Annotated in this window: 22 protein-coding genes and 1 pseudogene; 11 read left to right on the top strand and 12 right to left on the bottom strand. The window is 57.8% G+C overall.

The window, feature by feature from the left end:
* Positions 1-81: 81 nt before the first annotated feature.
* From catA to BLV67_RS28580, 3 genes are read right to left on the bottom strand one after another with little or no spacing between them, the layout of a single operon-like run.
* Positions 82-1,011, bottom strand: coding sequence for a catechol 1,2-dioxygenase (catA, locus tag BLV67_RS28590; protein ID WP_065930511.1), 930 nt, complete (start codon positions 1,009-1,011; stop codon positions 82-84).
* A 41-nt stretch (positions 1,012-1,052) separates the two neighbouring features.
* On the bottom strand, positions 1,053-1,343 hold the full coding sequence (catC, locus tag BLV67_RS28585) for a muconolactone Delta-isomerase (RefSeq protein ID WP_056858361.1): 291 nt from the start codon (positions 1,341-1,343) through the stop codon (positions 1,053-1,055).
* A 12-nt stretch (positions 1,344-1,355) separates the two neighbouring features.
* Positions 1,356-2,483: a muconate cycloisomerase family protein gene (locus BLV67_RS28580; RefSeq protein WP_065930509.1), complete on the bottom strand. Its 1,128-nt coding sequence runs from the start codon at positions 2,481-2,483 to the stop codon at positions 1,356-1,358.
* 114 nt (positions 2,484-2,597) lie between these two features.
* Between BLV67_RS28580 and BLV67_RS28575 the strand changes: the two genes are divergently transcribed.
* Positions 2,598-3,473 carry a LysR family transcriptional regulator gene (locus tag BLV67_RS28575; RefSeq protein WP_065930508.1) on the top strand — a complete coding sequence of 292 codons (876 nt, stop codon included), beginning with the start codon at positions 2,598-2,600 and terminating at the stop codon, positions 3,471-3,473.
* A 133-nt stretch (positions 3,474-3,606) separates the two neighbouring features.
* Here the strand turns inward: BLV67_RS28575 and BLV67_RS28570 are convergent, their stop codons facing one another.
* Entirely contained in the window at positions 3,607-4,599 is a 993-nt protein-coding gene (locus BLV67_RS28570; protein ID WP_065930507.1) for an AraC family transcriptional regulator, read from the bottom strand.
* 313 nt (positions 4,600-4,912) lie between these two features.
* Between BLV67_RS28570 and antA the strand changes: the two genes are divergently transcribed.
* From antA to BLV67_RS28550, 4 genes are all read left to right on the top strand, one after another.
* Complete coding sequence (antA, locus tag BLV67_RS28565; RefSeq protein ID WP_069788224.1) at positions 4,913-6,304, top strand: anthranilate 1,2-dioxygenase large subunit; 1,392 nt, start codon at positions 4,913-4,915, stop codon at positions 6,302-6,304.
* Positions 6,304-6,795, top strand: a complete 492-nt coding sequence (gene antB / locus BLV67_RS28560) for an anthranilate 1,2-dioxygenase small subunit (protein WP_065930505.1) — start codon at positions 6,304-6,306, stop codon at positions 6,793-6,795. The genes antA and antB overlap by 1 nt, the downstream gene beginning before the upstream one ends.
* Positions 6,796-7,022: 227 nt before the next feature.
* Positions 7,023-8,030, top strand: a complete 1,008-nt coding sequence (gene antC, locus BLV67_RS28555; RefSeq protein ID WP_065930504.1) for an anthranilate 1,2-dioxygenase electron transfer component AntC — start codon at positions 7,023-7,025, stop codon at positions 8,028-8,030.
* A gap of 72 nt (positions 8,031-8,102) precedes the next feature.
* On the top strand, positions 8,103-9,503 hold the full coding sequence (locus BLV67_RS28550; RefSeq protein WP_056858368.1) for an amino acid permease: 1,401 nt from the start codon (positions 8,103-8,105) through the stop codon (positions 9,501-9,503).
* Between the two features lie 178 nt (positions 9,504-9,681).
* Here BLV67_RS28550 and kynA read toward each other — a convergent pair whose 3' ends face one another.
* Together kynA and kynB are read right to left on the bottom strand one after the other, a co-directional pair.
* Complete coding sequence (kynA, locus tag BLV67_RS28545; RefSeq protein WP_017137968.1) at positions 9,682-10,539, bottom strand: tryptophan 2,3-dioxygenase; 858 nt, start codon at positions 10,537-10,539, stop codon at positions 9,682-9,684.
* Positions 10,536-11,186 carry an arylformamidase gene (kynB, locus tag BLV67_RS28540; protein WP_058419996.1) on the bottom strand — a complete coding sequence of 217 codons (651 nt, stop codon included), beginning with the start codon at positions 11,184-11,186 and terminating at the stop codon, positions 10,536-10,538. Before kynB ends, kynA begins: the two co-directional genes overlap by 4 nt.
* Before the next feature lie 374 nt (positions 11,187-11,560).
* On the opposite strand from kynB, the gene BLV67_RS28535 reads away from it, so the two are divergent.
* A complete protein-coding gene (locus BLV67_RS28535; protein WP_003194115.1) occupies positions 11,561-11,905 on the top strand; it encodes a cupin domain-containing protein in 345 nt (114 codons plus the stop codon).
* 104 nt (positions 11,906-12,009) lie between these two features.
* Positions 12,010-13,260: an OprD family porin gene (locus tag BLV67_RS28530; protein ID WP_069788225.1), complete on the top strand. Its 1,251-nt coding sequence runs from the start codon at positions 12,010-12,012 to the stop codon at positions 13,258-13,260.
* Between the two features lie 48 nt (positions 13,261-13,308).
* On the opposite strand, the gene mmsB is transcribed toward BLV67_RS28530, so the two are convergent.
* Both mmsB and BLV67_RS28520 read right to left on the bottom strand, forming a co-directional pair.
* Complete coding sequence (mmsB, locus tag BLV67_RS28525; RefSeq protein ID WP_069788226.1) at positions 13,309-14,196, bottom strand: 3-hydroxyisobutyrate dehydrogenase; 888 nt, start codon at positions 14,194-14,196, stop codon at positions 13,309-13,311.
* 15 nt (positions 14,197-14,211) lie between these two features.
* Complete coding sequence (locus tag BLV67_RS28520; protein WP_069788227.1) at positions 14,212-15,729, bottom strand: CoA-acylating methylmalonate-semialdehyde dehydrogenase; 1,518 nt, start codon at positions 15,727-15,729, stop codon at positions 14,212-14,214.
* Between the two features lie 130 nt (positions 15,730-15,859).
* On the opposite strand from BLV67_RS28520, the gene BLV67_RS28515 reads away from it, so the two are divergent.
* The 3 genes from BLV67_RS28515 to BLV67_RS28505 all read left to right on the top strand — a co-directional run bounded on the left by BLV67_RS28515 (position 15,860) and on the right by BLV67_RS28505 (position 19,643).
* Entirely contained in the window at positions 15,860-16,807 is a 948-nt protein-coding gene (locus tag BLV67_RS28515; RefSeq protein ID WP_065930500.1) for a LysR family transcriptional regulator, read from the top strand.
* A gap of 117 nt (positions 16,808-16,924) precedes the next feature.
* The gene (locus tag BLV67_RS28510; RefSeq protein WP_163005478.1) at positions 16,925-18,721 is read left to right on the top strand and encodes a glycosyl hydrolase family 28-related protein; all 1,797 of its coding nucleotides are present in this window, start codon (positions 16,925-16,927) and stop codon (positions 18,719-18,721) included.
* Between the two features lie 631 nt (positions 18,722-19,352).
* The gene (locus tag BLV67_RS28505; protein WP_017137974.1) at positions 19,353-19,643 is read left to right on the top strand and encodes a DUF3077 domain-containing protein; all 291 of its coding nucleotides are present in this window, start codon (positions 19,353-19,355) and stop codon (positions 19,641-19,643) included.
* Between the two features lie 157 nt (positions 19,644-19,800).
* Here the strand turns inward: BLV67_RS28505 and BLV67_RS28500 are convergent, their stop codons facing one another.
* From BLV67_RS28500 to BLV67_RS28490, 3 genes are read right to left on the bottom strand one after another with little or no spacing between them, the layout of a single operon-like run.
* Positions 19,801-20,748, bottom strand: a complete 948-nt coding sequence (locus tag BLV67_RS28500) for a LysR substrate-binding domain-containing protein (protein ID WP_065930498.1) — start codon at positions 20,746-20,748, stop codon at positions 19,801-19,803.
* On the bottom strand, positions 20,748-21,596 hold the full coding sequence (locus tag BLV67_RS28495; RefSeq protein ID WP_065930497.1) for an EamA family transporter: 849 nt from the start codon (positions 21,594-21,596) through the stop codon (positions 20,748-20,750). Before BLV67_RS28495 ends, BLV67_RS28500 begins: the two co-directional genes overlap by 1 nt.
* 53 nt (positions 21,597-21,649) lie before the next feature.
* The gene (locus tag BLV67_RS28490; protein ID WP_065930496.1) at positions 21,650-22,597 is read right to left on the bottom strand and encodes a TauD/TfdA family dioxygenase; all 948 of its coding nucleotides are present in this window, start codon (positions 22,595-22,597) and stop codon (positions 21,650-21,652) included.
* 164 nt (positions 22,598-22,761) lie between these two features.
* Here BLV67_RS28490 and BLV67_RS28485 point away from each other — a divergent pair.
* Positions 22,762-22,932 (top strand): annotated as a pseudogene (locus tag BLV67_RS28485) (DUF3077 domain-containing protein); the annotation flags it as partial.
* A gap of 23 nt (positions 22,933-22,955) precedes the next feature.
* Here BLV67_RS28485 and BLV67_RS33185 read toward each other — a convergent pair.
* On the bottom strand, positions 22,956-23,138 hold a 183-nt coding region (locus tag BLV67_RS33185), incomplete at its 5' end, for a hypothetical protein (protein ID WP_208604513.1).

Genomic DNA, 23,138 nt, shown 5'->3' with positions numbered 1-23,138 from the left:
GCGTCACGCCTTTAAGAGCGGACGCGGAGCGTCCTGGGCGGCATTCCCACGCCGAGCGTGGGAACGATCTTGCGCGTTTAATCAGTCTTCGAGGGCGCGAACGCGCTGCATGCGCTTTTGCTCTACCGGCGCGTCCGCCAGCTGCAACTCAAAGTCAAAATCAATCTGCGCAAACCGCCCTTGCACCCCAAACTCCCGCGCCAATTGCTGATCGTCACTAAAGCGAATCTCGGCGATCAACTCATCGCGCGTCGCGTAGGCAAAATCATCATGCAGGTACGGGTCGTCCGACAGGTTGATCTGCGTGGTCAAGTGCCGGTGCCCCGGCGCCGAGATGAAGAAGTGAATATGCGCCGGCCGTTGCCCGTGGCGCCCCAACTGGTCGAGCAACTGCTGCGTCGGCCCGGTCGGCGGGCAGCCATAGCCCGACGGCACGATGCTGCGAAAACGGTAGTTGCCCTGGGCATCGGTCTCGATGCGCCGACGCAGGTTGAACTCCGATTGCGTCGGGTCAAACCACGAATAGGTGCCACCCGTGTTGGCCTGCCACACATCCACAATCGCGCCCGCCAACGGCTTGCCATCGGTGCCCCGCACTTGCCCGCGCATAAACAGCGGCACCGCGTCGTCCTTGCCATCGTCCAGCCGCGCTTCGTAGTGGCTCAGTGGCGCACCCGCCACGTACAGCGGGCCTTCGATGGTGCGGGGCGTGCCACCGGATTTGCCGGCCTCTTGGTCCGCAGCGTCCATCAACAGGTCCAGGTAATGCTCCAGGCCCAAGCCGGCGGCGAGCAAACCCGCTTCCTGATTTTTACCCAATTCGTTGAGGTAATTGACCGCCTTCCAGAACTCTTCCGGGGTCACTTCCAGGTCTTCGATGATGTTTACCGTATCGCGCAGGATCCGATAGATCAGCGCCTTGGCGCGCGGGTTGCCGCCGTCGTTATGGTTGCCGCTGGCTTCTTCGAGAAACGCCTGGGCATGGGCAGTCTGGGACAGTCGGATGGACATGGTGCAAATCCTCATCTTGTAATTATTGGGTGCAAACGGGCTTAACGGTCGTCCTCATGGATCGACGAAGGGTGGCGGCACAGGGCGTTCACTTCGATGGCCATGTAGGGAAAAAGCGGCAGTTGCATCAGCAGGTCGTGCAGGTCTTGCACGCTGTCGACGTCGAATACGCTGTAGTTGGCGTAGTGCCCGGCGATGCGCCACAGGTGGCGCCATTTGCCCTCCTGTTGCAGGCGCTGCGCCAGGGCTTTCTCCTCGGCCTTGAGGCTGGCGGCGCGCTCGGGGTTCATGTCCAGCGGCAGGTTCACGGTCATTTTTACGTGGAACAACATGGCAGGCGCCTCTTAGTGTGTGTCACGACGAAAGAACGCCAAACGCTCTTCATCAATGGCCAGGCCCAGGCCCGGTGCGGTGGACACATGCAGCTCGAAATCGCGGTACACCGGCGGCTCGCTGAGGATGTCTTCGGTCAGCAGCAGCGGGCCGAACAGTTCGGTGCCCCACGCCAGCGTGTTCAAGGTGAGGAAGGCATGCGCCGACGCCAACGTGCCGATGCCGCCTTCGAGCATGGTGCCGCCGTACAGGCCAATGCCCGCCGCCTCGGCAATTGCGGCGGTGCGCAACAGCGCACGCGGGCCGCCGTTTTTGGCGATCTTGAGCGCGAACACTGAAGCCGCGCCCTCGCGGGCCAGGTTGAAGGCGTCCTCCACACACTCAATGGACTCATCGGCCATGATCGGCGCCGGGCTCGACAGGTTGAGCCGGGCCATGCCGCCACGGTTGTTGCGCGAAATCGGCTGCTCGATCAGGTCGACGCCGTTATCGCCCAGCACCTTGCAGGCGCGCAGGGCCACGGCTTCGTCCCAGGCCTGGTTGACGTCGACGCGCACACTGGCGCGTTCGCCCAGGGCTTTTTTGATCGCGAGCACATGGGCCAGGTCGCGGCTGACCTCACCGGCGCCGATCTTCAACTTGAAGATACGATGGCGGCGCAGGTCGAGCATCTTTTCGGCTTCGGCGATGTCCTGTTCGGTGTTGCCGCTGGCCAAGGTCCAGGCCACCGGCAAGGCGTCGCGCACGCGCCCGCCGAGCAGCTCGCTCACCGGCAGGTTCAGGCGTTTGCCCAGTGCATCGAGCAAGGCGCTTTCGATGCCGGATTTGGCAAAGGTGTTGCCGCGAATGCTGCGCTCCAGGCGCAACATGGCCGCGTTGATATTGCTTGCGTCCTGGCCGATCAGCAGCGGCGCGAAGTGACGGTCAATGTTGACCTTGATGCTGTCCGGGCTTTCGTTGCCGTAACTCAAACCGCCGATGGTGGTGGACTCACCGATGCCTTCAATGCCGTCGGCGCAACGCAGGCGGATGATCACCAGCGTCTGGTTTTGCATAGTGTGCATCGCCAGCTTGTGCGGGCGAATGGTGGGGAGGTCGACGATGATGGTCTCGATCGACTCGATGGCGCAAATCGGCATGGCTATACCCATTGGGTTCTTTATAGGTTTGAGCCGATTCTGTGCCGTATTTTTAAAGGCTTCCAATATAGAATGGGTCTCGCACAATACCCTCAAGGTATGAAAGGAGCCGTCATGGAACTGCGTCATCTGCGCTATTTCCAGGTGCTGGGTGAAACCCTCAACTTCACCCGCGCCGCCGTTCGCCTGCACATCGCCCAGCCGCCGTTGAGCCGGCAGATCCAGCAACTGGAAGATGAACTGGGCGTGATTCTGCTGGAACGCGGCCGCCCGTTGCGGCTGACCGAGGCCGGGCGGTTTTTCTATGAGCACGCCAATGTGCTGCTGGAACAACTGGCTAAAGTCTGCGACACCACGCGGCGCATCGGCCAGGGCGAAAAGACCTGGCTGGGCATCGGCTTCGCACCCTCGACCCTGTACGGCGTGCTGCCGGAGTTGATTCGGCGGCTGCGCAACCATGAGGCGCTGGAGCTGGAGCTGGGCTTGTCGGAGATGACCACCTTGCAGCAAGTCGAAGCGCTCAAGGCCGGGCGCATCGATGTGGGCTTCGGGCGCATTCGCATCGACGACCCGGCCATCGTCCAGCGCGTGCTGGTGGAAGACCGACTGGTGGCCGTATTGCCCGCCGGCCACTCGCTGCTCGGCGCGCCCGCCACCCTCGCGCAATTGGCCGCAGAGCCCTTTGTGCTCTACCCCGGCAACCCGCGCCCCAGCTATGCCGACCATGTGATCGCGCTGTTCGACGCCCATGGCTTGAGCCTCAAAGTGGCGCAGTGGACCAACGAGTTGCAGACGGCGATCGGGCTGGTGGGCGCAGGGATGGGCGTGACGCTGGTGCCGGCCTCGGTGCAGGTGCTGCACCGGGCGGACATCGGCTACACGCCGATTGTGGAAGCCACTGCGACTTCGCCGATTATCCTGAGCCGGCGCGTGAAGGATCAGTCGCCAGGGCTGAGTCATTGTTTGCAGTTGGTTGAGGAGTTGATCTAAGTTCTCCCAAACAATGCAATTCCCCTGTGGGAGCTGGCTTGCCTGCGATAGCGGTGGGTCAGTTAACCAAGATGCCAACAGGTCCACCGCCATCGCAGGCAAGCCAGCTCCCACAGTTTGATCTTCATTGTTTTCAAATGCTGCGCAGGCGCTTGCGCTGCAGGGTCTGGCTGGGGGATTCATCAAACAACTTGCGGTACTCCGCCGAAAACCGTCCCAAGTGGGTAAAGCCCCAGCCCAGCGCGATCTCGGAGATGGTGCGGATTGAACCGTGCTCGAGGATCTCCTGGCGCACGGCACCCAGCCGGTACTTCTTCAGGTAAGCCATCGGCGACAGCGCAAAGTATTTGCGAAACGCATCGAACAGCTTGAACCGCGACACACCCGCGGCCACTTCCAGGTCTTCCAAATTCACTGCCTCGCGGGCGTTGTCGTGGATGTATTGCCGGGCCCGGATCAAATAGTGCGGCAGCTTCACGCCCAGCACGGCGCGCAGTTCTTCCGAATAGTTGTTCGGCTGGGCCAGGATCAACCCCTTGATCAGCGAGCTTTCCAGATCCCGCGTAAACGCCGCCTGCTCATACAACTCGCTGCTGCACTCAAGCTCGGCAATAAAGTAGCGCGCCATGCGCCACCACGACGCCGAAGCACCGTCCACGGCATCCATCACCGACTCAAAACGCAGTGGCGCTTCAATCGGCCGTTGCAGCAACCCTTCCAGCGACTCACTCATCGCCGCCCGCGTAATCACCACCTGCAATTTGCGACAATCACCGGATATCGCCAGTACCTGATGCTCGTTAGGCGACAAAATCACGCCTTGGTCACGGTTGGAGCTCAAGCGCTCGCCGTTCTTGCTCAATTCCTGCTCGCCCACCAAGGGCAGGCTCAGGCTGTAGCTGCTGAAGTGCTCGGCGTCTTCGATATCAATGGTCACGTCGGTGCCATATTCGATCACGCCCAAGGTGGTGGCGCGGGACTTGAACACGTTGGCGCTGTGGTGAAAACGCAGGCGCTCGGGCGTGCTTGTCGCCAGGCGGTGCGGCCCGCAAATGCCGGACATCCAGCTGCAGGCGCCTTCCAGGTCGAAGCGTTGAATATGGATTTCGCGTGTATGGCTACTCATCAGGGTGCACCCACGGCGGTTAGGCGGTTGCGCGCTCTGGCGGCGCGTCGTTGGCAATCGACAGCAAGTTCTACGCCACGCCCGCCTGAATGCAACCGGGTGGATAGCAACCGTCGACTATGTGGATAAGCCGCAGGCGTTTGCGACCTTCCCTTGGTAGGACAGTAGCGCATGGCGTCACCTGGGCGCACTGAACTGGGTATTTGCTGCCCAATTTTGCGGCCTGCCTTCCCCCATTAAGCGGATAGCCCGCGCCCTGCTCCACTGCCTCTAATAACCCACCGATTAGCCCCTATCAAAAAAGGTGCCTCCCATGAGTGGTGCAAGAAGCGTCGAGCAGTGGAAAACGTTTATCGAAGGTTGCCTGGACTTTCGGCCGGTGGACGAAGTGTTCCGCATTGCCCGCGACATGTTCACCGAGCCCGAACTGTTCGATCTGGAGATGGAACTGATCTTCGAAAAAAACTGGATCTACGCCTGCCACGAAAGCGAACTGGCCAATAACCACGACTTCGTGACGATGCGCGCCGGGCGCCAGCCGATGATCATCACCCGCGACGGCGAGGGCCAGCTCAATGCGCTGATCAACGCCTGCCAGCATCGCGGCACCACGCTGACGCGCGTCGGCAAGGGCAACCAATCGACCTTTACCTGCCCGTTCCACGCCTGGTGCTACAAGAGCGACGGCCGGCTGGTGAAGGTCAAGGCGCCGGGCGAGTACCCGGAAGGTTTCGACAAAGCCACACGCGGCCTGAAAAAAGCCCGTATCGAAAGCTACAAGGGCTTTGTGTTCATCAGCCTCAACGTGCAAGGCACCGACAGCCTGCAAGACTTCCTCGGTGACGCCAAAGTGTTCTTCGACATGATGGTCGCGCAGTCCGCCACCGGTGAACTGGAAGTGCTGCCGGGCAAATCCGCCTACACCTACGACGGCAACTGGAAGCTGCAAAACGAAAACGGCCTGGACGGTTATCACGTCAGTACCGTGCACTACAACTACGTGGCCACGGTGCAGCATCGCCAGCAGGTGAATACCGAAAACGGCAGCGGCTCCGCCAGCACCCTGGACTACAGCAAACTCGGCGCCGGCGACGCGAATACCGATGACGGCTGGTTCGCCTTCAATAACGGCCACAGCGTGTTGTTCAGCGACATGCCCAACCCCGGCGTGCGCTCGGGCTACGCCACCATCATGCCGCGCCTGGTGGATGAACACGGCCAGCAGAAAGCCGAGTGGATGATGCACCGCCTGCGCAACCTGAACATCTACCCGAGCCTGTTCTTTCTCGACCAGATCAGCTCGCAGCTGCGCATCATCCGCCCGGTGGCGTGGAACAAGACCGAGATCATCAGCCAGTGCCTGGGGGTGAAAAACGAGTCGGAGGCCGACCGCGAAAACCGCATTCGCCAGTTTGAGGACTTCTTCAACGTGTCAGGCATGGGTACGCCGGATGATCTGGTGGAGTTTCGCGAAGCCCAACGCGGTTTCCAGGGCCGCCTGGAGCGCTGGAGCGATATCTCACGGGGCAGCCATCGCTGGGAAACCGGCCCTACGCCGAACAGCGAAGCCATCGGCATTCAACCGGCCATGACCGGCACCGAATTCACCCACGAAGGGCTGTATGTGAACCAGCACCGTAACTGGCAGCAATTTCTGCTCAAAGGCCTGGACCAGCAAGCGCTGACACTGCGGGAGGTGAAGTGATGGATGCCCAATTGCAGTACCGGATCGAGCAATTCTTCTACCGCAAATCCGAACTGTGCGACGCCCAGGACTGGGACGCCTACGTGCAGCTGTTCGACCCGCAGAGCGAGTTTCACCTGCCGCAATGGGACTCGGAACACGTGTACACCCGCGACCCCAAACGCGAAATGTCGCTGATCTACTACGCCAACCGTTCGGGCCTGGAAGACCGCGTGTTCCGTTTGCGCACCGGCAAGGCGGCGTCGGCCACGCCGATGCCGCGCACCTTGCACTTGATCAATAACGTGCGGATCGCCGAGCAGGCAGACGGCACGCTGGAGGTGAAGCTGAACTGGCACACGCTGTTCTATCGCCTGGCCACCTCAGAGCAGTTTTACGGGCCTGCTACGTACCACCTCAAGCCGAATGGCGACAGCTGGCTGATCACCCGCAAGCACGCACTGTTGCTCAACGACACCATCAACTCGGTGCTGGATTTCTATCACCTGTAGCAGAGAAATTTTGTGACAAGCACCGTCCTGTGGCGAGCGGGCTTGCCCCGCGTTGGGGCGCGAAGCGGCCCCTGGCCCAGGCACTGCGGTTTGACTGGATAAATGCGGTGACTTTATTGGGGCTGCTTCGCAGCCCAACGCGGGGCAAGCCCGCTCGCCACAACAAGCCCGTGCGCCACAAAAGCTCACGGGGCAGCCACAAAAATCAGATACGCGGAGTTATGCGGATGAATCACAAAGTGGCCTTCAGTTTTGCCGACGGCAAAACCCTGTTTTTCCCGGTAGGTGCGAATGAAATCCTGCTGGATGCGGCATTGCGCAACGGCATCAAGATCCCCCTCGATTGCCGTGAAGGCGTGTGCGGCACCTGCCAGGGCCGTTGCGAGTCCGGCGCTTACACCCAGGATTATGTCGATGAAGAAGCCCTCTCCAGCCTCGACCTCAAGCAACGCAAGATGCTCAGTTGCCAGACGCGGGTACAGTCCGACGCAACGTTCTACTTCGATTTTGAGTCGAGCCTGTGCAATGTGCCAGGGCCGGTGCAGGTGCGCGGCAAGGTCAGCGAAGTGCAACTGGTGTCGGCCAGCACGGCGATTTTGCAGCTGACCCTGGACGACTCACTGGACTTCCTGCCCGGTCAGTATGCCCGTCTGTCGGTCCCAGGCACCGACCGTTGGCGTTCGTATTCTTTTGCCAACCGGTCGGGCAATCAATTGCAGTTTCTGGTGCGCCTGCTGCCCGATGGCATCATGAGCAACTACCTGCGCGAACGCTGCCAGGTGGGTGATGAAGTGCTGATGGAGGCGCCATTGGGTGCCTTCTACCTCAGGCATGTGACCCGGCCGCTGATCCTGGTGGCCGGCGGCACCGGCCTGTCGGCCTTGCTGGGCATGCTCGACGAGCTGGCCGCCAACGGCTGCGACCAGCCGGTCCACTTGTATTACGGCGTGCGCGGGGCCGAGGACTTGTGCGAAGCCCAACGCATCCACGCCTATGCCTCGACAATCCCCGGCTTTCGCTACACCGAAGTGCTCAGCGCCCCGTCACCCGAGTGGCCGGGCAAACGCGGCTACCTCACCGAACATTTCGACCTGGCCGAATTGCGGGACGGTTCGGCGGATATGTACGTGTGCGGCCCCCCTCCAATGGTCGAATCCATTCAACAATGGCTGGCGGATCAGGCACTTGATGGCGTTCAACTGTATTACGAAAAGTTTACGCAGAGTAATATCTGACCCCTCAGCGGTTCTGAGGGGCTGATGCGGCGTGCACTCACCCTCAAGAAAAACAAGTAGAAGGGAATGTTAATGGCGGATGACATGGTTAACCCGGTGGGCCTCAAGCGTGGCCTGAAGAACCGGCACATTCAGCTGATTGCCTTGGGAGGGGCGATTGGCACAGGGTTGTTCCTCGGTTCGGCCGGGGTACTCAAGTCGGCGGGGCCGTCGATGATCCTGGGCTACGCGATTGCCGGTTTCATCGCATTCCTGATCATGCGCCAGCTTGGCGAGATGATCGTCGAAGAGCCGGTGGCCGGCTCCTTCAGCCACTTTGCCCACAAATACTGGGGCGGCTACGCAGGCTTTCTGGCGGGCTGGAACTACTGGGTGCTCTACGTGCTGGTGGGCATGGCCGAACTGACAGCCGTGGGCAAATACATCCAGTTCTGGTGGCCGGAGATTCCGACCTGGGTCAGTGCGCTGGTGTTTTTTGTCGCGGTCAACCTGATCAACACCCTCAACGTGAAGTTCTTCGGTGAAGCCGAGTTCTGGTTTGCGATCATCAAGGTAGTGGCGATTGTCGGCATGATCGTGCTCGGCTGCTACCTGCTGTTCAGCGGCACCGGCGGCCCGCAAGCTTCGGTGAGCAACCTGTGGAGCCACGGCGGGTTCTTCCCCAATGGCGGCATGGGGCTGTTGATGTCGATGGCCTTCATCATGTTCTCGTTCGGCGGCCTGGAGCTGGTGGGCATTACCGCCGCCGAGGCCAGCGAGCCGCGCAAAGTGATCCCCAAGGCGATCAACCAGGTGGTGTACCGCATCCTGATTTTCTACGTCGGCGCACTGACCGTGCTGCTGTCGCTGTACCCGTGGGACCAACTGCTGCAAACCCTCGGCGCATCGGGCGACCCCTACAGCGGCAGCCCGTTTGTGCAGATCTTCTCGCTGATCGGTAACGACACCGCCGCACACATCCTCAACTTCGTGGTGCTGACCGCAGCGCTGTCGGTGTACAACAGCGGCGTGTACTGCAACAGCCGCATGCTGTTCGGCCTGGCCGAGCAAGGCGACGCGCCCAAGGCGCTGATGAAGCTCAACAAGCAAGGCGTGCCGATTCGCGCCCTGGCCATTTCGGCGCTGGTGACGATGCTGTGCGTGGTGGTCAACTACGTCGCGCCGCACAGTGCGCTGGAACTGCTGTTCGCGCTGGTGGTTGCCTCGCTGATGATCAACTGGGCACTGATCAGCCTCACCCACATCAAGTTCCGCAAGGCCATGGGCGAGCAAGGCGTGACGCCGTCGTTCAAGACCTTCTGGTTCCCGTTCAGCAACTACCTGTGCCTGGCGTTCATGGTGGTGATCATCAGCGTGATGCTGGCGATTCCAGGCATTCGCGAGTCGGTGTATGCGATGCCGGTGTGGGTGGGCATCATCTACATTGCCTACCGGTTGCGGATCAGAAACGCAAAAGTAGCCGTGGCGCAGTAACCCCTGTGAGAGCCGGGCTTGCCCGCGATGGCGGTGGGTCAGTCAGTGGATGGGCTGGCTGACACACCGCCATCGCAGGCAAGCCAGCTCCCACATGAAGCGGACGCAGAGCGTCCAAAGCGGCATTCCCACGCAGAGCGTGGGAACGATCAGCCCCGGTTCTGCGGGGCTTTTTTGTTTAGAGCGTGGAACGCACTCGCCACAGTTCGGGGAACAACACCGTGTCGAGCATCTTGCGCAGGTAACCCACACCTTCCGTGCCACCGGTGCCGGGCTGGAAGCCGATGATGCGCTCCACCGTGGTCACATGTCGAAAGCGCCACTGGCGGAATGAGTCTTCCAGGTCGATGAACTTCTCGGCCAACTGATACAAATCCCAATACCGGCTCGGGTCGCGGTACACCTCGCGCCACGCCGCTTCCACCGACTCATCGTGAACCGTGGCCGCCGTCGGGTCGCGTTCGGCGCGTTTGGGGTCAATCGCCAACCCGGCTTTAACCATCAGATTGATCGCCTCGTCATACAACGACGGCGTGGCAATCGCCACTTTCAACTCGTTCAGCAACTCCGGGCGATGCGCATGCGGGCGTAACAGCGCTGCGCTTTTATTGCCGAGAATAAATTCGATCTCGCGGTACTGGAACGACTGAAACCCCGACGACTGCCCCAGAAACGGGCGAATCGCCTTGTATTCCGACGGCGTCATGGTCGCCAGCACGGCCCAGGCGTGCACCAGTTGGTCGAAGATCCGCGACACCCTTGCCAGCATCTTGAAGGCCGGCGGCAACTCGCCCAGGCGCACGTGTTCGCGGGCGGCCTTGAGTTCGTGGAGCATCAGTTTCATCCACAGCTCCGAGGTCTGGTGCTGGATGATAAAGAGCATCTCGTTATGGTCCGGCGACAGCGGGTGCTGGGCACTGAGCACTTTGCCTAGGTCCAAATAGTCGCCGTAGCTCATGGACTCGGAAAAATTCAGTTCGGCGTTATGCCATTCTTCCGGCGGCTGGTAATCAGGTGAGAAGGGACACTGGCTCATCGCGTGGGCTCCTTGAGCGGGCGCAGAATGGCACGGACGGGGCTCGCGTCCAGGTTGGCAAAGCGCAGCGGCAGTGCGATCAACTCATAGTCGCCCTCCGGCACGTCATCGAGCACGATGCCTTCGAGAATCGCCATGCCATGGCGGGCCACGGCGTTGTGCGAATCCATGGTCTTGGACTGTTGCGGGTCCAGGGACGGCGTGTCGATACCGATCAGGCGCACGCCCAGGCTGGCGAGCAGCTCAATGGTTTGCGGGGCGATGGCGGTGAAATTCGAGTCCCATTCGGTCAGCGGCGCTTGTGGATAAGTGCGCAGCAGCACGCGCTCAGGCAAGTTATCCACACGCCCTTGCAATTGATGGGGCTGCACCAGCGCACCGCTGCCCAGGCAATGCAGCACCCGGCATGGCCCCATGTACACATCCAGCGACACCTCACCGATCGGCGCGCCGTCGGCGCTGTAATGCAGCGGCGCATCCACATGGGCGCCGGTGTGCGGCGAAAAGGTCACGCGCCCTACATTCACCGGGCACTCCGGGCCAAACTGCCATACGCGCGCTTCCTGGAACGGCGTATCGCCCGGCCAGGTCGGCGTCGCCGTACTCAAGGGCGGGCTGATATCCCACCACGTTTTTATTGGGTTCATTGCAAGGCTCTCACTCGTTCCTGGGTGAATGATACGAGGGCCAGCCGTGCATTTTCTTGCGAATTCCAGCGTAAGGCGGGAAATATTTCGCAGTTACTGCGAGGAAACAGCAGTTTACCGCACAAACCTATCACTCAAGAGTTCCTCCATTCCCTGTGGGAGCCAGGCTTGCCCGCGGTGACGGCGGCACAGCTTGCATCTCCAGCACCTGACACTCCGCTATCGCGGGCAAGCCCGGCTCCCACAGGGGTTTGCGGCGCCTGGTGAATCACGACGCACCTGCGCTTCTGGGCATCCCGATGTCGAGTTCAGACCACTGGCCCAACGCCCCAGGCCTTAGGGTGGACGCTTCCATTCCCTGCCTCGGAGCCGTCATGTCCAAGCCCATCACCGTACTGCGCGACACCCACCCGCTACCTGTCCTGGATGCCTGCAAGTGGGAAAAGCTCGAGGGCGACCCGCACACCGTCAACCTCAACGCCTACACCAGCGAAGACGGCAGCAAAATCATGGGCACCTGGATCTGCACGCCGGGCAAGTGGTACGTGGAATACGTGAAGTGGGAATACTGCCATTTCCAGGAAGGCTACTGCGTGATCACCCCCGAAGGCATGGCGCCGATTCACCTGCGCGCTGGGGATATCTTTGTGGTGGAACCCGGCATGAAAGGCACGTGGGAAGTGGTCGAGACCGTGCGTAAGTATTTTGTGTTTGCGTAAGTCACATCAGACAACCCCTGGCTGACTTCAGCTTAGTCCTAGCGTGAGTCCGTCCCCCTTAAAGCACCCTGCGATGAGTCCTCTCTCTCACGCAGGCTGCCTAAGTGAACGTTCTGACCAAAATATGCACGCTGAATATCTGCATTTTTCTCGCACCCTCTGCCTTTGCTGACTTCATCAACGACAGCACCGGCAAGCTGGAACTGAAAAACTTTTACTTCAACCGCGATTATCGCGAGCCCAATGCCGCACAGTCCAAGCGCGAGGAATGGGCACAAGGCTTCGCATTGCACATTGAGTCCGGGTTTACCGATGGCACCGTAGGCATGGGGGTAGATGTCCTCGCCATGGCGGGCTTTAAGCTCGATTCGAGTGCAGACCGAACCCGCTCCGGCTTATTGCCGGTGCGCCAATCCGGCAAAGCCGAAGACAGCTATGGCGAAGCTGCCTTTACGGCAAAATTCAGGGCCTCCCAAACGACGCTGAAAGTGGGTGCGCTGGCCCCACCGACGCTTCCGATACTGGAAAAAAACGTTGGCCGCCTGCAGCCGCAGCTTTTCAGGGGCGCACACCTGCGCTCCCAGGAACTCAAAGACCTGACGCTGGACGTGGGCAGAATTACCCACGTCAACCAGGTCGACTCAACCCACTATGAAGCGTTAGCGGTCGCCACCGGCGCACGCAGGAATATCGTGGTGCGTGGGAAGAATCAATCCAATGCATTCGACTTTGCAGGCGGTAGTTACGCCGTCAACAAACAACTCACCGCCAGCTACTACTACAGCACGCTGGACAACCTCTACACCCAGCACGCGGGCAGCCTTCAACATACCTATCCGGTCGCCGAGAACCAAAGCCTGAAAAGTGAATTGCGTTACACGCGCTCTCTCGATAACGGCCACACCAACATCGACAACACCGCAGTGGGCGCGATGCTGACCTACTCATGGGGGGCGCATAAATTGGGTGGGGCCTACCAAACCATGTCAGGCAACACAGGCTACGCCGCTGTAAGAGGAAGCTATCCCACACTGGTGAATTTTCTGCAGTACAGCGATTTCGCCAATAAGGATGAAAAGTCCTGGCAAGTGCGCTACGACTTCGACTTCACCGCGCTGGGCGTTCCCGGCCTTTCCATGTTCACGCGCTATGCATCGGGCAGCAACGTCGACCGAGGGCCTGGCCGTTCGCAAGGGCGTGAGTGGGAGCGGGATATCGATGTGAGCTATGCCTTCCAGAATCCGACCCTGAAAAACGTCAAAGTCCGCTTACGCAACGCAATGATGCGCTCCAACTTTGAAAGCGATATAGACGAAACACGCTTGATCGTCAGCTACGAAAAGCCACTGTGGTAACCGGCAAAAACCCGAAAGCCCGCCCGACGCGGGCTCTCGGAAACACCCCTACTTGGGTTTGCGATAGCTGTTGATGATGGCCGAGAAGTCTAGGCCGCCTTCCCCACGCTGACTCATCGATTGATACAACTGCTGGGCCACGGCGCCTAGGATTACCGGTTGCTTGGCCTGGCGCGCGGCTTCGGTGGCCAGGCCCAGGTCTTTGAGCATCAGGTCGGCGCCGAAACCACCGGTATACCCACGGGACGACGGCGCAGTTTCAATCACGCCCGGCCATGGGTTGTAGGTGTCGGAACTCCAGCAGCGCCCGGTGGAGCTGTTGATGATGCCGGCCAGCACTTGTGTGTCGATGCCCAGTGAATCGCCCAGGGCCATGGCCTCGCTGACGCCGACCATGCTGATGCCGAGCAACAGGTTGTTGCAGATCTTGGCGATCTGGCCGGTGCCGACGTCGCCGCAATGCACGATATTGCGGCCCATCTGCGCCAGCACTGGTTGCAAGGTAGCGAACAGCTCCGGGGTGGCGCCGACCATGAAGGTCAGCGTCCCGGCTTGCGCACCACCGGTGCCGCCGGAGACTGGCGCATCCGCCACCACCACGCCTTGCTTTGCCGCTGCCGCGGACACATCGCGAATAGTTTGCGGGTCAATGGTGCTGCAATCCACCGCAGGCACGCCTTTGCCGATGCCAGCGAGTACGCCGTCTTCATTCAGCCACACACTGCGCACATGGGCAGCGGCCGGCAGCATGGTAATCACCAGCTCCGCGCCACTGGCCGCATCACGCGGCGAGTCGCTGATGGCGCCGCCCAGTTCGGCCAACTCCTTGAGCACTGTCTGGTTCAAATCAAACAGGTTAAGCGCATGGCCAGCCTTGATCAGGTTGCGGGCCATGGGCGCACCCATGTTACCCAGGCCGATAAATGCAATCTTCATGGTCGTCTCCCCAAATCAGCGCAGGTTGATGGTGGTGTTGACGCCATCGTTGACCGTGTCGTCGTCGAACCAGCGGCTGGTGACGGTTTTGGTCTGGGTGTAGAACTGCACCACTTGTTTGCCATACGGGCCGAGGTCGCCGAGCTTGGAACCACGGGAACCGGTGAAGCTGAAGAACGGCACCGGCACCGGAATCGGGATGTTGATGCCGACCTGGCCTACATCGATTTCGCTCTGGAACTTACGCGCCGCCGCACCACTTTGGGTGAACAGGCCGGTGCCGTTGCCGAACGGGTTGGCGTTGACCAGCGCAATGGCCTCATCCAGCGTGGCGACTTCCAGCACCACCAGCACCGGGCCGAAGATTTCCTGGGTGTAGATCTGCATATCAGTGGTCACGCCCGAGAACAGGGTCGGGCCGACGAAGTTGCCTTGCTCGAAACCCGGCACCTTGATGTCGCGGCCATCCAGCTCCAGCTTGGCGCCTTCTTTCACGCCGCTTTCGATCAGTTCCAGGATACGGGCTTTGGCGCGTTTGGAGATCACCGGGCCGACATCCGTGCCCGCTTCGCTGCCGGCATTGACCTTGAGTTTTTGCGCCAGCGCTTTCAAATCCGGCAGCCACTGCTTGGCCGCGCCCACCAGCACCACCACCGAGGTGGCCATGCAACGCTGGCCCGCCGCGCCGAAACCCGCACCGACCAGGGCATTCAGCGTGTGTTCGCGGTTAGCATCCGGCAGCACCACGGCGTGGTTCTTGGCGCCCATCATCGACTGCACGCGCTTGCCGTGTTTGCCGGCCTGGTCATAAACGTGGGTGCCCACGGCGGTCGAACCGACGAAGGATACTGCCTTGATATCTTTATGGGTGCACAGCGCATCCACCACATCCTTGCCGCCGTGCACCACGTTGAGCACGCCGGCCGGCACACCGGCTTCCAGCGCCAGCTCTACCAGCAACATAGTCGACAGCGGGTCTTGCTCGGATGGCTTGAGGACGAAGGTGTTACCGCAGGCAATCGCCATCGGGAACATCCACAGTGGAATCATTGCCGGGAAGTTGAACGGCGTGATGCCTGCACACACGCCGATGGGCTGACGCAGGGTGTAGGTGTCGACGCCACCGGCGACGTTTTCAGCGAACTCGCCCATCTGCAAGGTGCCGATGGAGCACGCGTGCTCGACCACTTCCAGGCCACGGAAAATATCGCCTTCGGCGTCCGCAATGGTCTTACCCTGCTCGGCGCTGAGGACTAAGGCGATGCGCTTGGAATGCTCGCGGATCAAGGCCTGCAGCTTGAGCATGATGCGCATGCGTGCACCGATCGGCGTGAGCTTCCAGGTTTGAAAAGCTTGATGGGCAGCGTCGATGGCGGCGTTGACTTCATCGGCGGTGGCGAAAGGGACTTTGGCCAGCACCTCTTGGGTGGCCGGATTGACGATGTCTTGCCAGTGGGTGGTCTTGGACTCGACCCATTCGCCCTTGATCAGCAACTTGACCTGTTGCACGGAAATATCGGCAGAAGCGTTCATGTGGTCTCCAATCTTATATTTATGCAGAGACAAGGCGCGTAAACCGCCTTGGGAAATGAGGCGTTCGGACTGTTTTTGGAGTATAGATGTGCAAATCTCTAATAAGAACGCACATAAAAGCCGGTCCAATATGCAAAAAAACATCACCTCGCTTGGCTCCCTGAACTGGGATGACCTGAAGTTTTTCCTCGAAGTGGCCCGCACCCGCAAGGCCAGCGTCGCCGCCAAGCGCCTGGCGGTGGACTACACCACCGTGTCACGGCGCATCAGCTCACTGGAAGTGTCGCTCGGCACATTGTTATTCGAAAAATCCCGGACCAACGGCTTCGTGCTCACCACCGAAGGCCAGCGTTTGCTCGGGTATGCGGAGTCCATCGAAAGCACGTTGCACATGGCCTGCGAGCAGGTGTCCGGCTCTGGCGTGGCGCTGTCCGGGCATGTGCGCATGGGCTGCACCGAAGGTTTCGGCAGTTTTTTCGTTACGCCGCAGCTCAGCCACTTTGTCGACACTTACCCGGCAATCTCGGTGGATATCCTGCCACTGCCCCACTTCATCAGCCTGTCCAAGCGCGAAGCCGACATTGTGATCGCCCTGGAGCGCCCGGAACACGGGCCGTACGTGTGCTGCAAACTGTGCGACTACAAACTGCAGCTGTACGCGACCCAGGACTACCTCGACCAGCACCCGCCAATCCGCAAACCGGCGGATTTGGCCGAGCATCCGTTTATCAGTTACGTGGATGACCTGGCGTTCAGCTCGGAGCTGTTGTACCTGGCCAATGTGGTGCCCGGCGCCAGCGCGAGTTTGCGCAGTACCAGCGTGATCGCGCAGTACGTGGCGGCGCAGCAGGGCCGGTCGATGGCGATATTGCCGTGCTTTTTGGCGGCGCAGGACCCACGGTTGTTGCCGGTGCTGGGGGAGCAGATTGCGATTACGCGGCAGTTTTGGATGTATTGCCGGGAGGATTTGCGGAAGCTGAAACGGATTACGTTGTTGTGGGATTACATCAGGGAAGTGACGGAGCAGAATGCGGGGTTGTTGATGGGGACGACAAGGGAGATGAGGTTTTCGGACTGAGGTGCGCAGTTGATCTTGCTCGAAGCAATATATAGATGACACATAACGTGCTTTCTTCTTGTTTACTCAAGAAAGGTTGCTTTATATTCAATATCAAATTACTACAGGATGTATAGCATGACAGATTCATCTGTTTTTTCTCCAAATGGAGAACCAGGCTCCCTAGAACCACAAGGCACCCCAGAAACTTCAGAGTCACTAAATGTCATCCTGCCCAGTAAAAGCGCAACTGCTATTCGCCAATTGTCTAATACCGGCGCACCGTATGCTCGTACATTTGACTATGGTACGACTCCCTTTACGGGAGGCGGTGGCGTAGATTATCAACTGGATCCAACCGACACTGTTTCTGCTGATAATGGAGGAACAATTTTGGTTAATCCAACCGATGGCGGACGGTGGAAAGCGTCGAGTCTTCCTTATTACAATCCACGTCAGTTCGGTTGTAAAGGTGATGGAAAAACAGACGATACAGTTGCATTTCAAAACTGCATTAATGCTGCAATAACAGCCGGTATTGAAATCCGTATCCCTTCCGGCAAATACCTTATTAGCAAAACTCTAAACTTTGATCTTAGTGATTCCACAGAATTCACTGACACCCGCAAAATTGATATGCGCGGAAGCGGCATCCAAACGTGCCGCTTTGAATTTACGGGCACCGACGCTTGTATAAAGGTTACTGGCGGCACAGGTTCTGGAAAAATCCCATCGCAAATGTTTCAAGTATTCTCCGGATTCGCCATTAAGGGCAATCAGGCATCTGGGTCTATTGGCTTTTACCAAGATACTTGCCAGCATATTTTCATGCAAGACATTGAACTCACCCTGCTGGATGTTGGTTTAAAGCTTCTGGATGCGGACTTCTCTTCATTTCAAAAAATTATTATCCATTGGAATAACAGAGGGCTTATTGCTGAACAGCGTAGCCCTAGGCTTATCAATAGCACAGCCCCCAATGGACTTGACTTTATTGGCTGCCAAATTGCTGGCAATAAAACGTATGGTGCCGCCTTTGTTAAAGGTTCTTGCATTAACTTCTACGGCGGAGATATAGAAGGTAATGGAATCGATGGAGACGGTAAAGGTTTCGGCCTATTGTTCCAGGACTGCGGTGTGCAAGGTGGCGTAGGTGCTAACCTTAACGGCGTCTACTTTGAGCAGAACAATGGTATTGCTGATGTGTGGGTAAGCGCGAGCAATGCACCGGATGCCACTTTAAACCCTAACCATTGCGTGCACAATATAGACTCTTGCTCATTCAACCGAGTCAGCAATAAAAACTTCACCATCACTAACATCTTTGCTACGTTCACGTCTTCTGTTGCTGGTAAGCAGAAGCTGAATGTGCGTTCATCTGGCTTTAAAGGGTATGGGAATTACGCTGCATCCAATGGCCGCCCTTATATTAAATTCGGCCTTGACAACATGAACGCTTATAACTTTCACGCTGAAGGAAACCTCTTCCAAGATGATATCGAAGCCATTCCACAACAAGAGCACTTCAGTTGCGTGATAGGTCTAAATACTAAGCAATCAATTACTCAGGGCGTGCTGACCGATGTCGATTTCACTGCGGCCATTTTTGATCCTAGCGCCCTACACGATCCAACACACGCAACTTACATCACCGCCCCTATCACCAATAGGTACACCGTAACCGCCAACGCCAACTTTACTGCCAACTCAATTGGCACAAGATTAATTAGAGTCAACGTGAATGGCGTGGAGGTAATGAATGACTCTAAAAATGCTACCGGAGGTGGAAACAACACTTATCTAGGCTTAACAGTTGAGCTTTCTTTAAATAAAGGAGACAAGGTAAGCATGCAAGTATTCCAAGATACATCCACCGCACTTGATCTACTTGATTCTTCTACTCGATTGAGCTTTAAGAGTGCCTCTCCCACTTAAGGCCAAGTGACAATAGGCTGCCCCTGAAGACCTCGAGGGCTGGCTTGCTTTGTTATAGACATAAGAGCAACTGCTCAAAGATATTCAGGGGCAAGGTGGAACAACCTGATGGCAACCATGCTTATTTAACCATCGACCTATCAGACTTTCTTAGAAAAAATGGACGATGTGTATCTCACTGTCACTGCTTAAAAAGGTGCGGTTATGCCTGTAGTGATACTGCTTGGTGAGAAGAGCAAGCAAAGTAGAAATACGCGTCGCTTAGCAAAGAGACGCGGAGGTTGTGGTCCTGCGGATTAAAAGGCCATCAGCGAAGATTCGCTTTAATTTGCAGGACATTTCCTAGAGACTCTCTACCCTATTGCGCCTTACCGTTTGGGTCACTAGCCTCCTGACTTCGCTGCTCATCAGCGATCGGGTTTAGCGATCCGAGTTTCAGGCGTAACACTGCCCCCAACAGTATCAGCTGGCTCTCGTCAGCTTTTAGCGTTTTATGGCGGCTGTGTGCGGGAGACTTTCGAGTCTACCCGGGATGCGCTCTGGCCCGGATCGCTAACCTGCACACAGCTGCCACCCTCTTCATGTTTAGCGATGTGATGTGGCAGCTCTACTTCAGCAGAGAGCAATCATCATGAGCAAAATCGTCCCCGATCCACCCCTTTCATCCATCACCACCCTCGGCGTCGTCACCTTCGGCGACTACGGCGAAAACCAAAAACCGCTGTTCCGCGTCAACTCCGGCATGCCCATCGAGCAAGCCCTGGAACACGCCTCCACCCTGCTGTTTTACTCCAAGAAACTCGCCATGGAAGCCGCCATGGATGTACGCGGCGAACAATACGCCTGGGCCGCGCACTACCTGTGTGAGATGGGCAAAGCCGTGGTGGATGACCTGACGCAGGCAATGACCCCAACGAGCTAAAGGCTAGATCGCAGATCGTTCCCACGCTCTGCGTGGGAATGCCGCCCTGGACGCTCTGCGTCCGCTCTTGAAGTCGTGACGCGAGCGTCACAGGATGCATTCCCACGCGGAGCGTGGGAACGATCGGAATGTGGGAGGAAGCTTGCTCCTTCCACTTCTAAACCGCACCAGCCCCGGCTATTTGCGGATACCGAGCCCGCACTTCCCGCAAAAACTCACCCGCGGTGCTCTTGAGCCAAGCAATTAACCGAGCGATATCGGGCTCCGACTGTCGTCCGTTTCGGCAAATAATGTAGTAGGCCGCTGGCGACATCATCACTGGGCTATTCAGCGCAACCAACGTGCCGCCTTCCAATTGGTCGTACACCAACGCAGTTCTGCCCAGCGCAATCCCTGTGCCCTTCACCGCCAGACTGATCGCCTGGCTCGAATCCGGAAATCGCGGCCCATGGTGATAAGGCGGCGCCGCCAGCCCCTGAAATGCAAACCAGCTTTCCCACCCCGGGCACACCTGATCGTCCACCCGATGGATCAGCGGGTACCGGGCGACATCTTCCAGTGCAATATCACCCTTCAACCGCAGAAACTCCGGCGAACAAACGGGGAACACCGCGTCGCGCATCAGCAGTTCAACATGATGATCCGGGTAGTCGCCGTACCCCATCACCACCGCAACATCGTATTGATGAGCCTCCAGGCTGGCGCCGCTCATGTCAGCGCTGATCAACACCAGGTCAATGTTGAACGAGGCCTCAGTGTGAGAGCCGTGCATTCTGGGAATCAGCCAAGTCGAACAGAGGGAAGAGGTGCATGAGAGGTACAACGGCTGGGATTTACCGGGGTTGAGCGAATGCAGCACCCCGTCCAGCGCCTTGAAAAATCCGTCGGTTACCGGCAATAAGGCCTGCCCCGCTGCCGTCAGCTTCACACCGCGCGAGTGCCGCTCAAACAACTGCACGCCCCACCACTCCTCAAGGCCCGCAATTTGATGGCTGATGGCACTGGCGGTGAGGTTGAGCTCAGATGCAGCACGCGCAAAACTACCCGTTTGAGCTGCGCTGACGAACGCTTGAAGCATGGGTGTGGGAGGCGGACGCTGGGCCATCAGGTGCTCACTTTGATCAAGATGATCCCGCAAACAATGACGAATGCCGACAGCATCCGTCGCCAACCGAACCGTTCATGAAAGAACAGCGCGGCAATAATGGCGCCGATAATAACACTGGTTTCCCGCAGCGCTGAGACCTTGGCGACCGCATCCAGCGATAACGCAAACAACACCAATCCGTAAGACGCCAGGTAAAAAACACCGCCTAACAGGCCTACTCGCCAATGCCCACGTATTGCTTGAGCCAAGGCTGAACGCTCTTTGGAATACGCCAGCACAGGGATCGGAATACTCTGGAACACTGTCAGGTAGATGATGTACTGCATTACCGTCTCACTCGCTCTTACACCTTTGGCATCCACCACCGTGTAAGACGCAATAAACACACCGGCGCACACCGCCATCAGGATCGGTTTGAACATCTGCGCCGTCATCCTGCGCACAAAAGTCAGGCTGATAATCCCCACACAAATCAGCAACACTCCGGTCAACGCCTGAAGTGACAACTGCTCATGCAGCAGAAAGTAGGAAAACAGCGCGACCAATACGGGCGGTACCCCACGCATCACGGGATAAACCTGGCCAAAGTCACCCGTTTCATACGCCTTGATCAGAAATAGCCTATAGACCGTATTGAGCATCACGGAGACGAGGATATAGCTCCCAACCTCCAGGCTCGGCACACTGACAAATGGCAAGGCCAGCAGGCATATCACTAGCGCGGTACCATCAACCATGGCCAAGGTCATGAAGCGACTGCTACCGGCGCGGACTACTGCGTTCCAGGTGGCGTGCATGAAGGCAGAGATCAAGACCAGCGTGATCGCGATATCGGAGTTGTCCATGGGGCTCGGCTTATGGCGGATATTTGAGGACTTACGTTATGAACATCGGGGCATCATTGTTTGCGTAACCACATCCGTAGCATATAGCGATTCAGATCGCTCAAAGGCTCAGTATCATTGATTTCGGAACGTGGGGCGCTCATATCAATGAAGTGTGTCCGGGTATGAAGAAACTTGTTATCGGCCGAAATAAGTACCTGTCCTGGCTCCAGCAGTACTCGATGCTGAACCGATGATTGATCGAGAACGGTATCTAGAAAGTCCAGCGCTTGGGATTGAGCCACTGTTAACGGCACTCCTGCCTTCAAATGAGCCGACTCTATGTAGACTCGAAAGTATCTAATCAGTGGAACACCTTCACTTGAAAAACTCAGGATGGGAGCTTTAAACAACTGCTCTTCATCTGACATGCCGCGATTCTCAAAAAAGAAGTCACATTTGAGTTCTTCCAGTATTTCCGGGAACGCCATCAGTTCCGCATAAACAGAGCTTGCATCAATGAGAATACTCTCCCCGCCTAAAAGCGCTTTCTGTCCGCAAGCTAAGATCAAGTAATCGATAGGCAGTGGGTCGCTCACCCCATCATTGTGTACGTAGGCACCTTGACGGGTTTGATGGTATCTCGCACCTTCCTCAATGCTCTTACCACCTCGGTCATAAACCTCAATCACCTTGTGACCGAGATGGTTCTGCACCATTGGCTTACCTAGTAAAGAACCGAATGTCCACACCAGCGATTTGAAGCTTGCAAGCTCTTCGACCTTAAAGCCATCGAGGATCAAGACATGACTCTCGTGATCAATCATGTTTCGTATTCTATGTAGTTCCTCGCTAAGAACGGGCAATAGCAGTGGATTTATATAGGCAGGCTTCGCATCAAATCGACTATCCTGAATTTCGGATTCGATAATTTTTTTTGCACTTAATAGTTCCTCAAAAGCTTTTTTTGAAAGCCTGACCTTAGAAACCTCTTGGCGAAAATTACTGACGTTTATGTTCATCGCAATCCTTTACGGTAGTTAGAGCGGATATTTAACTAAACTCAGCACTTTCTAAAAAGCGAAACCTCATCAGCCCAGCCATCAAAATTCGTCATGGCAGACCGTTCCTACAGATAAAAACACTGGACGTTTATTGCTGGAATTCGGCTATGGCGCATCAGCCTCAGCGAAGCCTTGAACACGCCTCCACCTTGCTGTTTTACTCCAAGAAACTCGCTATGGAAGCCGCCATGGATGTACGCGGCGAACAATACGCCTGGGCCGCACACTACCTGTGTGAGATGGGCAAAGCCGTGGTGGATGACCTGACGCAAGCAATGACGCCGAGCAGCTAAGCGAACACGCCAGCAAGCACACTTCAAAACAAAATATGGGAGCGGGCTTGCTCGCGAAAGCGGTGGGTCAGTGAGTAAATCCTCAGCTGACCCACCGCCATCGCGGGCAAGCCCGGCTCCCACAGTTGAATGGTGGCGGGCACAAGATTCAGGTCTGGCACAAATAAGTGTGGGAGCTGGCTTGCCTGCGATGGCGGTGGGTCAGG

It is taken from the genome of Pseudomonas salomonii, from assembly GCF_900107155.1.
GTDB lineage: Bacteria > Pseudomonadota > Gammaproteobacteria > Pseudomonadales > Pseudomonadaceae > Aquipseudomonas > Aquipseudomonas salomonii.
This window is presented reverse-complemented; position numbering and strand designations above follow the sequence as displayed.